Annotated in this window: 12 protein-coding genes; all 12 read right to left on the bottom strand. The window is 52.1% G+C overall.

The window, feature by feature from the left end; all coding sequences use genetic code 11:
- Positions 1–206: 206 nt before the first annotated feature.
- Positions 207–899 (bottom strand): amino acid ABC transporter permease, encoded by a 693-nt coding sequence (locus KTJ90_RS20305; RefSeq protein WP_003855051.1) that lies wholly within the window; start codon positions 897–899, stop codon positions 207–209.
- A gap of 16 nt (positions 900–915) precedes the next feature.
- Positions 916–1620 carry an amino acid ABC transporter permease gene (locus KTJ90_RS20300; RefSeq protein WP_003855049.1) on the bottom strand — a complete coding sequence of 235 codons (705 nt, stop codon included), beginning with the start codon at positions 1618–1620 and terminating at the stop codon, positions 916–918.
- 64 nt (positions 1621–1684) lie between these two features.
- Complete coding sequence (locus tag KTJ90_RS20295; RefSeq protein WP_003855047.1) at positions 1685–2500, bottom strand: transporter substrate-binding domain-containing protein; 816 nt, start codon at positions 2498–2500, stop codon at positions 1685–1687.
- Between the two features lie 20 nt (positions 2501–2520).
- Positions 2521–3258 carry an amino acid ABC transporter ATP-binding protein gene (locus KTJ90_RS20290; RefSeq protein WP_003855046.1) on the bottom strand — a complete coding sequence of 246 codons (738 nt, stop codon included), beginning with the start codon at positions 3256–3258 and terminating at the stop codon, positions 2521–2523.
- Between the two features lie 12 nt (positions 3259–3270).
- Positions 3271–3837: a peroxidase-related enzyme gene (locus tag KTJ90_RS20285; protein WP_008924630.1), complete on the bottom strand. Its 567-nt coding sequence runs from the start codon at positions 3835–3837 to the stop codon at positions 3271–3273.
- Positions 3834–4316, bottom strand: a complete 483-nt coding sequence (locus KTJ90_RS20280; protein ID WP_003855044.1) for a CMD domain-containing protein — start codon at positions 4314–4316, stop codon at positions 3834–3836. Before KTJ90_RS20280 ends, KTJ90_RS20285 begins: the two co-directional genes overlap by 4 nt.
- Positions 4313–5767: an NAD(P)-binding domain-containing protein gene (locus tag KTJ90_RS20275; RefSeq protein ID WP_008924629.1), complete on the bottom strand. Its 1455-nt coding sequence runs from the start codon at positions 5765–5767 to the stop codon at positions 4313–4315. The genes KTJ90_RS20280 and KTJ90_RS20275 overlap by 4 nt, the downstream gene beginning before the upstream one ends.
- A 353-nt stretch (positions 5768–6120) precedes the next feature.
- Positions 6121–7080, bottom strand: coding sequence for a LysR family transcriptional regulator (locus tag KTJ90_RS20270; RefSeq protein WP_003855042.1), 960 nt, complete (start codon positions 7078–7080; stop codon positions 6121–6123).
- A 561-nt stretch (positions 7081–7641) separates the two neighbouring features.
- Positions 7642–8280, bottom strand: a complete 639-nt coding sequence (locus KTJ90_RS20265; RefSeq protein ID WP_499027033.1) for a TetR/AcrR family transcriptional regulator — start codon at positions 8278–8280, stop codon at positions 7642–7644.
- Between the two features lie 315 nt (positions 8281–8595).
- On the bottom strand, positions 8596–9375 hold the full coding sequence (gene fetB, locus KTJ90_RS20260) for an iron efflux ABC transporter permease subunit FetB (protein ID WP_003855040.1): 780 nt from the start codon (positions 9373–9375) through the stop codon (positions 8596–8598).
- Positions 9362–10030: an iron efflux ABC transporter ATP-binding subunit FetA gene (fetA, locus tag KTJ90_RS20255; protein ID WP_039661455.1), complete on the bottom strand. Its 669-nt coding sequence runs from the start codon at positions 10028–10030 to the stop codon at positions 9362–9364. Before fetA ends, fetB begins: the two co-directional genes overlap by 14 nt.
- Before the next feature lie 276 nt (positions 10031–10306).
- A complete protein-coding gene (locus tag KTJ90_RS20250) occupies positions 10307–10795 on the bottom strand; it encodes a hypothetical protein (protein WP_499027031.1) in 489 nt (162 codons plus the stop codon).
- Positions 10796–10843 lie beyond the last annotated feature (48 nt).

The raw sequence follows: 10843 nt of genomic DNA, 5'->3' as shown, positions 1-10843 counted from the left end.
GGGGCCTGCCCTGCTCCAGGGTTTAAGGGCATGCCTGTATAGGCCAGGTGTCTGTTTTCGGTTCATGGTCTGACTAAACGACATAAAAAATCCGGAAACGAAACGCTTCCGGATTTTTATACAGTTGCTGGATTGTTTAATCGCCAATTATCAAAACGGCATCAACCCGTTTAGTGACTTGCCGGTCAGGTAAAGCACGATACTGATTAAGTCCGCACGCGCAGCGCTGCCTCAATCCTGTCAGCAATTCGGGTGACTAAGTAGGCAATTACCATGTAGAACACCACCGCAATCAGGAAAGCTTCGAGATAATAGAAGTTCAGTGCTGCCGTCAATTGTGCCTGAGCAAAGATATCGACTACTTCGATGGCAAATGCCAGCGACAGCGCTTTCATGATCACCATAAAAGCATTTGCCAGATCGGGAATCGCCGCGACGATAATCTGCGGGAACATCACCCGGCGAAACAGCTGTCCGCCGCTGTAACCGAGTGACAGGGCGGCATCCGACTGGCCGTTGTCAAACGAGTTCAGTGCCCCTTTCCACACTTCAGCCTGGAATGCTGCGACGCAGGCGCTTAACGCCACGATAATGATCACCCAGTTCGGCAGCGAGTGTGCATTGACTTCCACGCCCAGTAACGTGGCAACAAAGTGCAGCGCCGGAGGCAAGCCGTAATAGGCGAGGAAAATGACCACTACCATCGGCACACCTTTGAAGGCGATTTTGTAGATAATCACCAGCTGGCGCAGCACCGGCATGCGGCGATGCTCAATAAAGGCAAACAGCCCGCCCAGTAGTGTCGAACAGATAAAAACTGTAACAGCCATCAACAGCGTCACTGGCACCGCATCAAGAATGCTCCAGAAGTCCGGCAGCAAAACCTCAGCATCAAACATGGTTTTTCTTCCTCACTCAAACGCTGGTGGTGAACTTCACGCGCGCAGCAGACTTCGAGCTGTATTTCGCATGACGTTGTTCAAAGAAGCGGATAACCAGCCATGCGACGCCGCACAGCAGCGAATAAAGTACGGCCAGCACGAGATAGGTGCCGAACTGATACTGGTTGTAATCGCGTTCCATAATCAGGTGCGCGGTCGCCATCACATCTGCTGCACCGATGTACATCACCAGTGCCACGTTGTGAATCAGATAGATGATTGCATTACCGTAACCCGGCAGCGCAAAGTGCACCGCCTGCGGGCCAACGACACGCAGCATTTTCTGGCGGAAACTGTAACCAAGGCTGTCGGTGGCATCGTGCTGACCACGTTCAACCGCGAGGTAAGCCGGGCGCATCACTTCCGATAAATAACCGCCGTGATACAGGCTCAGACCAATCATTGCCGCCACGTTGGCCGTGAAGAAGTCGTTAAAGCCAAAGTTATCGGTGATCAGTGGCATGCCGTAGAAAGCCACAAACAGCTGCAATACAACGGGCACGCTGCGGGCATAAGAAACGTAGAGATCGGCCAGCTGGCTGAGCACGGGAATACGGCGCACGCGGAAAAAGGTCGCGATCAGCGCCAGAAAAAACCCGACAATCATCGCCACAAACATGATGCCGAGCGTTAAAGGCAGTGCCGACAGCAGTTCTGGAATCATGGAGGAAAGATTCACGGTTAAACACTCCTGCTAATAAGGACAGCATGCGCCCGGCTCATCGCCGGACGCAGTGAATCTATTACTTCATGTATTTGGAGACGTCTTCGCCAAACCACTTTTGCGCCAGCTTATCGAGCGTGCCGTCCGCCTTCAGCTCTTTCAGCGTTTTCGTGATGTCATCATTCAGTGCCTGATTCTGAGCAGAGCGGTGGATCAGAACATAGGTATTGTTAATGACCACCGGCTCACTGGCTTTGATAGCCAGCTTCTGGTTGTCGATTACCGTTTGCTCACCGAGGTTTGAAGGCAGGATGAGTGCGTCATATTTACCGTTCTGTACTTCTTTCAGACGATCCGGATAAGGCACCCCGGCGCTGGACGCTTTGATGGTGATCTTGTCGTTCGGGTTATCCTGCTGCCACTGGGTGACGAACTTATACACGCCCCCACCTGCGGTGACAGGCACGATCTTCTTGCCGACCAAATCTTTCATACCATTGATATTGCTATCGCTGCGGCTGTAGATCTTCATCAGGCTGGCACCGATTGGCGCATCAGGTATCAGGAACTGTTTGCTGCGCGCAGGCGCTTTATAGTATCCGCCGGTGGCCATGTCATATTTGCCGGTTACCAGGCCGGTTTCCTGTGCGATATCCGCCGCACCTTCCATCACAAATTTGTACTGTGGCAGTTTCGCGTTGATGGCTTTCAGCACGTCCGGCTCGTATCCCTCGGGTTCGTGACCAATTGCGCCCCATGACAGCGGCTTGGATTCTGCAGCGGTGGCGATTTTGATAGTACGTACGGCGTCAGCAAAGCTGTTACCGCTGATCAGGGCCAGTGCGATGATGCCAGGCGCGGCCAGGCGACGTAATGTGGTTTTGATTGCAGGCATGTTTTTGATTCCTTTAATTATTAGAATACTTTTTCTGAGTTGAGGAACTGGGCAAGGCGCGGCAGCGTTGGGTTATCAAACATCTCTGCTGGCGTCCCCTGCGCCGCCACCACACCCTGATCCATAAACACGATGCGATTCGAAATGCTTTTCGCAAACTGCATTTCGTGCGTCACCAGCAGCGAGGTAATGCCGGATGACGCCACATCTTTAATCACTTTAAGCACTTCACCCACCAGCTCAGGATCGAGCGATGAGGTCGGTTCATCAAACAGCATCACATCCGGACGCACCGCCAACGCACGGGCGATACCGGTCCGCTGTAACTGGCCGCCCGATAACTGCGATGGATAGTGATCGAGCCGGGTTCCCAGGCCTACGCGTTCCAGCTCCTGCACGGCGATGTCGCGCGCTTGCTGTTTGGTTTTACGCTGGATAACAATCAACGGATCCATCACATTTTCCAGCACCGTCATATTTTTAAACACGTTAAACTGCTGAAACACCATGGCAGTGCGCAGACGGATAGCCTGAATCGCTGCTTTGTCGGGTGACTGATAATCCATGCGGATCTGGTCGAGTTGAATCGTCCCCGCTGACGGCTTCGCCAGGTAGTTAATGCAGCGCAGCAGCGTAGTTTTCCCCGTACCACTTGGCCCAATGATCGAAACCACATCGCCGCGTTTTACTGACAGATCGACACCTTTCAGAATCGGGTTACTTCCGTACGCGAGCGTAATATTGTTGAGTTCTAACATCCGGTGCAGCCCTTATTTGTTCAGGTCAGCATGGCCAAGCACATGCATCAGACGGTTGGCCCAGCCAAAGATGGCGATAGCGTGGATCAGATCGATAATCTCCTGATCGTTCATGCCGACGGCGCGAAGTGCGGCAACATCTTCCGGCGTGGCTTCAGACGGTGTGACCGATAAACGACGCGCAAAGTGATAAATAGCCGCGTCGCGTTCACCCAGCACGTCCGCACGGTCGAAATAGATGGCACTGACCACGGCGTCGCTGTCGGCCAGCTGTGCATGACGGCGCGCATGCACCACCGCACAGTAGCGGCAACCGTTAACAATGGAAGCACCCAGTGCGCCAAGTTCACGATCCGCGCGGTTCAGACCACCGTCAACATACATAATGGCGTTGAATAAACCGGTACGCGCAGTGTAGCTCTCTGGATCGTGTACCAGCGTGCGCACATACTCTGAGATCTTCTTGTTGGACGGCGTCACTTTCATCGCATCAAGCTGTGCCGGCGTTGCCTGTTCAACCTCTACGGGTGTGATATAGGGATGCCAGTGCAGCGGCTTGAGATTAACCGACGGAATCATGCGGACCTCATCAGACGTAAGCCAGCCGCGACCCGCGTCTGGAAGTTAAGAAAGGCGATCAGTTCAGAGAGCGCGACAATTTGCGGGTTGCTCAAGCCGGCCTGCTCCAGCAGGCGAATGTGCTGTTCAGTCGCCTGAATCGGGTGCTGTGTCACCATGTCAGCATGGCGTGCAATCGATGCCAGCGGTTCCTCATGCACAGGATTACCGGCCGCGAGCGCCAGTAACGCGTCAGACGGGTTCAACACTGCCAGCTGTGCATGATAATCGCGTTGCAGCGGTTCATCCGCGTTCAAGACCGCCATACGTTGCGCCAGCGCCAGACGGAGAACCGCAGGCAAACCCTGTTCGTCTTCCGGCGTTAACACTGACAGACGGCACGCTTCTGCACCCTCAACAAATTCGGGACGCAGGCGGCGCGTCTGATACAACGCTTCTTCGGGTACTAATCCGGCTGCCTGATCAATAACGTCGCTCACAACGCGTTCTCCTGTTTTAGTCGCGGGGTTGAATCTACCCATTCATCGCCCAGTAATTCCGGGGTGTTAAAAGCCTGTAAGTTGGCATAGTGCTGCCCGACGTCATCGGCGAACAGTGAAGCAGCAATGCCGCGCACCAGGCGTTCCGCTCCCGCGCTCACTGCGGGAATATCGCCAGAAACTTTGCCGTGCGTCAGCATCGCAGCATCATTGAAACAGTGAATGTGTGCCAGTATCGGGCAGGCACCCGGCGTCAATTCGCGGAATTCAAACGAAGGACCGAGATCCGGCGCTTCCAGCAGGCTGTGTCGTGCAGTCCCCATTTCCGGCTGATAGCGACCGTCGGACCAGCTACGAATATGCGGCGCAATAGCAGCAAACTCCGGACGGCCGTGGAAATCGTTGGTGAAGCCGGTGGCGGCGATCAGGAAGTCGTAGCGCAATACGCCCTGGGTCGTTTCGATCAGCAAGCCATCGGCTTCCTGCTTAACGGCCTTGATGGCGCAGTCGAGGAAGAAACGTGCATTGTCATGACGGGATACACGCAGGGTTGAAGCACGTGGCGGCGGCGTTTGCGTCGCGGCGGTGTAATCGACAAACTTCCACTTCCAGACGTCGGGGAGTTGATACATGCCATGCACCACGCCCTGACTGCCAATGCCCGTCATCTTGTTAATGCGCGGCATTTCTTTACGTCGGATCAGCAGATCGACTGTGGCAGCGCCCTGCTCCAGAGCGGTGGCAGCGTTATCCATCGACGATGCGCCTGCGCCAATCACCGCGACGCGTTTGCCCTGTAATGCGGCAAAATTGATGTTATCGGCGGAGTGTGCCCAGAACTGGCGATCGATACCTTGCAGGAAATCTGGGACGGCAAAACCACCGAGTCCTGAACGCCCGGTAGCCAGCACCAATCGGCGTGTGTAGACGCGCCCGGTTTCGGCACCGTCCAGATCGAGCGCAATGAGATCCCCGGCCTGCGCGATATGGGTGACACGCACGTTGTTCTGCACCGGCAGATTCAATACCCTGCGGTACCAAATCAGGTAATCCATCCACTGCGCTTTAGGAATTTTGTCCAGTGCTTCCCATGCTTCATTCCCCCACTGTGCCGTGAACCATGCACGGAAGGTCAGCTGCGCGAGACCCAGAGCCGGACCGTGAAGCGTTTTCGGCGAGCGCAGCGTTTCCATGCGCGCAAAAGTAACCCAAGGCCCTTCCAGCCCTGCGGGCGCAGCGTCATAGGCCACCACATTGCTAATGCCGGTGAACTGTAATTTAGCGAGCGCTGCCAGACCGCACATGCCCGCACCAATCACCACTACATCGCGAACGGGTGCGCTCTGATAAGTCCGTTCCGGTACCCATGATTTGGCAGGCAGCTCCAGAAACTCCAGATCCTGCTGAAGCTGAGCTTCCAGCGCATCAAGACCTTTGGCGACAAATGTCATAAAGCAATCCCCTGGTGTCAGCGATCGCATGAGAGCGAGCGAAAACGGTCAATGTGCGTCAATGAGACGGCCTTTGATTATCTTCAAAACACATAATAGGCGGCTAACAATCATTAAAACGCATAGTAAGAACTAAGTTTTCGCATAATCCTCTTGCCCTAATTCAGAGTCAATAACTCCGCTCAGGATTCGACCAATGGATTTCTTATATCTTATGCTGAAAAAGCTATAAGCATTGAATATGAAGGGGTTTTTTATAAATGGGTGTCTGGTTCTGCCTTAATACCTGCAGTAAAAACGATCTCTATATCGCAGCCTTCCACTTGATAGTGACGTTAAAACGAAAACCGTTATTAATCCTGATTGATGATTCGCATAATGCGAGGGTGTTCACTGGCAGTCAGACGTTTAAATCCAGGCAGCAACTGCGCGGCGGCATCTGCCAGCGCCTCCACCAGCGCCTGCGCCGCGCTGGAAAGCTGGCGGCCCTGAGGCGTGATCACACCAAAAAAGTAAGGGATATCTTCCTGAAGCGGGCGGATCGCCACACCGGCCAGCGGCATGCCCCAGCCTGTAACCGGTTCGAGGATCGCTACACCTAATCCAGCCCGCACGCAGCCCAGAATATTCGCCGACGAATTGGTTTCGATAGTTTCCAGCAGCGGCGCTTTGACCTTCTTCAGCGCTTTATCATAGCGGCCACGCAAACGCTGCGGACTCCAGGGGGCAATTAAACGGCGGCCTGCTAACTGACTCAGCGATAGCGTACTGTTCAATGCCAGCTCATCTTTTTCCGGCAGCGCGACCACGCACTGCGACTGTCCAATCCAGTGCAACTCAACCGCGTGATGTTCTAGAGGCAAACTGCACAAACCGATGTCAGCCTCTGCGGTGATCACCGCATGCGCCGTCTGAACGGCGGATTCACTGATGATTTGCACTTTGTTTTGCAGATTCAGCGCAGCCAGTGCCTGTGGCAATAAGCCGGCAGCGAGCGCGGGCGTAGCCGCAATACTGAGCGGGCGATGCTGCTGATGCGCAATTTCCTGAGCACGCAGGCGTATCTGCTGTAATGACAGCAGCGCTTTTTGCACATACTGATGCAGCTGCAAGGCCTCTTCTGAGGGATGAATGCGCGGACCATTACGAATAAACAGTGGGTAACCCAGCGACTGCTCCAGCTCCTGAATCAGACGGGAAACGGCGGGTTGTGAGCGGTTTAGCACTTTGGCTGCCGCGGTGACGCTGCCCGCAGAGATTACCGCCGAGAAGGCTTCCAGCTGACGCAGATCGAGGTCATTTAACAAAGTCATCGCGAGGATTCTTCCCTAAGTCATTGATCGTTCCCGATAAACACACGGGAAAAAATCCATCATAGAGAGAGTTTGTCAAATTAGCCATAACGACAAAAATCGCGTGGCAGTTGCCGATTCGTCATGGCGTGTATCCGGCGACTGAATGCAGGGGCAAGCTCAGCGATTTCTTCCTGCATGCCTGGCGGCATCTCTTTGCAAATTGAACCGTCTTATATCTGACACCCATACTCCTTGCGGCAGTCGTCTTTGAAATTGCGTCGGGTACCGGGTTATCGGCTTTAAACGTTGGCAGATCGTTTAATAACGGCAATGCGTTTTCAGGGTTCTGCTGGTTATTTATTTTAATGGGCACCATCTGATATTAATCATCACGACACTTTCAGGTCACAGGCCAGAAATTTGAATACGGTGTGCATATGTTCAATTCTGATAAGGTAAAAGATCTTTTAAAAAAACGTCCTTTATCGATCCAGCCGCAGACCACCCTCTCGTCGGTGCATTCAAGCACAATCATTTTTTTTCTTCTGTTTCGTCGACGAACAATGGTGCCAACCGCAATCATGCGGATGCCTTAACCGAGAGTTGCCCGGCTTTATTATAATTTTCCGCCAGTATCGTCCTGACAATAAAATCGTTAGTGCTATGAAGTTCTTTTATCTCAGGCTGAAGTTTTCCATAAATCCTCATGCCCTCCAGCATCATAAAAATGCTTTGAGCCATGACCCTGGCATGTTCATCCTGCCGAAAGATACCCTCCTGCTGACCTCTTACTAATATCCATTCTAATTCATTGATAATATTATTGAATTTAGAAGATACTTTTGATTTTACCTCTTCGTCCCCAGGTAAAAGCTCACTGGCTGCTGCAATAGTAAAGCAGCCTTTCTCTCCCAAAGGAGCAGATGATAGCTGGGCCACAAATTCAAGCATTTCTCGCAGCGCTGCCTCAGGCGACATTTCTGCATTTCGCTTTGCCGTTCTTGAATTGCCATCCTCCATGTAGCGCTGTAATGCAGCAAGGTATATAGCGCGCTTATCCGGATAAAGCTTATAAATACTGGCACTCGCCAGGCCTGAGGCTTTCATGAGGTCAGCCATCGATGTCGCCTGGTATCCGTTTCGCCAGAAACATTCAAGTGCTGTATTGAGAAACACGTCTGGATCGAACTCTCTCGGTCTTCCCGCAGCTGCTTTCATAGGGCTCTCCTCTGTGAACAGGAGTATTGTAGATCGACCAATCTACAATTAAAAGGTTTTGTATAGACTCTGCGTCCATCACTATGAATTTAAGCAATCGCGAGACCGCTATTATCACTGACAGAAGTAAACTCAATCACAACGGTGCATGAGGCACAGGAATATGTAATCAATAAACATGAATCTGACCCTTACAATTCGCCTGATGCAAGGGCTGTTGAAGCGGTCCGCCATCAATCAGGCGCGTGCGCGTTAACTGATGGCAGACTGACTATAATCACTGGCTGTCATGTTCAGAGCACGCAGCCACGATCATTAATGAGAGTTGTTGTCCGATATTTTCAGCTGCGACCTGGCATTATAAAAACGTCGGTAAGATAAATAGACCGCGATGATTGTTGACAGGCTGGCGGTTCCAATCAGCATGAACGTCACCATAATCTGATACTTAATTGCCTTGAGCGGATCGATTCCTGCGAAGATCAACCCTGACATCATCCCTGGAAGGCTGACCAGTCCGACCGTTTTGGCCGCATCTACCGTGGGAATCAAAGCTGTACGAATGCTGTCAGCAATAATACGGCCCGACGACAACTTCACTGATGCGCCCAGGCTCAGCATCTCCATAATTTTCTGGTGATTATCGCTGAAACGCTGGTTCAGATTGCTGTAACAGAGCCCTACCGCGACCATGGCATTACCGGCAATCATGCCTGAGATGGGAATGACCTGCATCGGCACAAAGGCGATTGCGCCGCTAAGCACCAGAATCGTCAGTGTGATGACGGTGCCACTGAAAATAGCGACAAAGGATATCGCAAAGGCGTTATCGATATTCCGACCGCGCTTGCGTGCATTGATTGCGGCATTTACGCAGATAAACAACACCATCACTACCGTCAGCCAGCTGTTATTAACGTCGAAAATTGACTTCAGCACGAAGCCAACAATAATCAGCTGGATAATCGCCCGGCATACACTCCAGATAATATCTTTGCTCATGCCGAGCTTTTCTTTCTGACTGATTAGCAAAGCAATGACGACCAGCGTCAATGAGAGCAACAGTGAGGTGTCACTGATATTATGTTGATTCACGCTGATGCTCCTCTTCGGGCGCTGCCAGACGAAGCACATTCCCGGCCTGCTGAATGTCATTTACATCGTGACTGATGCGCACCACTGCCACCTTGTCTTCAACTGAAATTCTGTTAATCAATGAAAGCACCGCCAGCCTGTTTACGTCATCAAGGGCGCTGGTGACTTCATCCAGTAGCAAAATATCCGGCATAAACTGCAGATTACGAAGCAGCCCGATACGCTGCTTTTCCCCACCGGAGAGCTGTTCAACAGATTTATTCAGCATATCGGGTGAGAGATTGACACTCTCAAGGTGAGCAACAAGCCTTTCCCGATGCGGTTTCTGGCGCCGGATCTGCCAGGGAAGCGCGAGGTTGTCGTAAACCGTCTGACCAAACAGCTGCGGTGTCTGAAAACAGTACGAGACCTGCTGGCGATACGCCTCTGCGTCCAGGGTGGTGATGTCGTGGTTTTTGAAGAAGAGTTGCCCGGAATCTGGCGTAATGAGGGAAGCCATAATTTTTAAAAGTGTGCTTTTTCCACTGCCAGAAGGGCCGGTCAGTAATACGCAATCGCCCTGATGTAACTGCAGAGATACCGGTCGTAGTAGCTGACGATCTCCGACTGAAAAAGTGACCTCCTGCACATCAAGCAGGGGCAAAACTCTGTCCATATTTACGCCTCAGGACCTTAAGAGTAAGTGGCAGGATTTTTGCGTCAGACGGAATCAGACACTGCCTTTCATGGGCCGGATACACGTGGTGTGCTTTGCCGCCCATTTACAGCGCGAATGGCGGGTTAAGCGCATCGGACTGCGAGACATAAGAGTAGTCATTTCAGAACGGCTAATCATCTTCTGAGTTAAAAATGAGTGGATTGAAACAGCTGTGGGTCGTTCCTCCGCAAAAAGCACGAGGGTCAGACAAAGGTGGCTGACCCGCTGCGGCATTTATTTGTTTTCCCAGTGGGTAGAAACGGGGTTTGTGACCGTATTCATTTCCTGTGTATAGGTGCCGTTCTGCTGTGCGATGGCCTCGCCGGTGTCGACAATCGCGTTCTGAATGAAAACGTGCTGCTTTTCACTTCTGATAAAGGTTAACTGGTGAAAGGCCGTTTTATTCCCCCAGTCAGCAGAAGGCAGAGAGATAAAACGCACGGTGAACGTTTCATCATCAAACTTGCCCTGCATAACGTAAACGCCGTAGTGGTTTTCGCCCTGAGAAATGATCTTGTAGGTGCCATTGTCGTAATAATAGATCTCAGCGTCCGGAAACGGCTTTTTGTCATACATTTTGCGGTAGTGCAGCACCTGTTTGATGGTGGGCTGCCCGAAACTGACAGTCAGGTTTTTACCATCCGCTGAGGTCGTCAGACCTTCAGCATGAACACTGCTCATCAGCATTAACAGGCTGGTTGTAACCATTGCAGTTGCTTTCACTCTCTTTCTCCTGATCGGATCACGGGAACAACAAACGTATAACACGAC

It is taken from the genome of Pantoea jilinensis (assembly GCF_019104105.1).
In the GTDB taxonomy this organism is placed as follows: domain Bacteria; phylum Pseudomonadota; class Gammaproteobacteria; order Enterobacterales; family Enterobacteriaceae; genus Pantoea; species Pantoea eucalypti.
The sequence above is the reverse complement of the archived record's forward strand: the minus strand, read 5'-3'. Positions and strand labels throughout refer to the sequence as shown.

What these genes read in the sequence shown, in the direction of transcription:
- KTJ90_RS20305 (WP_003855051.1), bottom strand. Translation starts at nt 899, where the DNA reads ATGTTTGATGCTGAGGTTTTGCTGCCGGACTTCTGGAGCATTCTTGAT.
- KTJ90_RS20295 (WP_003855047.1), bottom strand. Translation starts at nt 2,500, where the DNA reads ATGCCTGCAATCAAAACCACATTACGTCGCCTGGCCGCGCCTGGCATC.
- KTJ90_RS20290 (WP_003855046.1), bottom strand. Translation starts at nt 3,258, where the DNA reads ATGTTAGAACTCAACAATATTACGCTCGCGTACGGAAGTAACCCGATT.
- KTJ90_RS20285 (WP_008924630.1), bottom strand. Translation starts at nt 3,837, where the DNA reads ATGATTCCGTCGGTTAATCTCAAGCCGCTGCACTGGCATCCCTATATC.
- KTJ90_RS20275 (WP_008924629.1), bottom strand. Translation starts at nt 5,767, where the DNA reads ATGACATTTGTCGCCAAAGGTCTTGATGCGCTGGAAGCTCAGCTTCAG.
- KTJ90_RS20270 (WP_003855042.1), bottom strand. Translation starts at nt 7,080, where the DNA reads ATGACTTTGTTAAATGACCTCGATCTGCGTCAGCTGGAAGCCTTCTCG.
- KTJ90_RS20265 (WP_499027033.1), bottom strand. Translation starts at nt 8,280, where the DNA reads ATGAAAGCAGCTGCGGGAAGACCGAGAGAGTTCGATCCAGACGTGTTT.
- fetA (WP_039661455.1), bottom strand. Translation starts at nt 10,030, where the DNA reads ATGGACAGAGTTTTGCCCCTGCTTGATGTGCAGGAGGTCACTTTTTCA.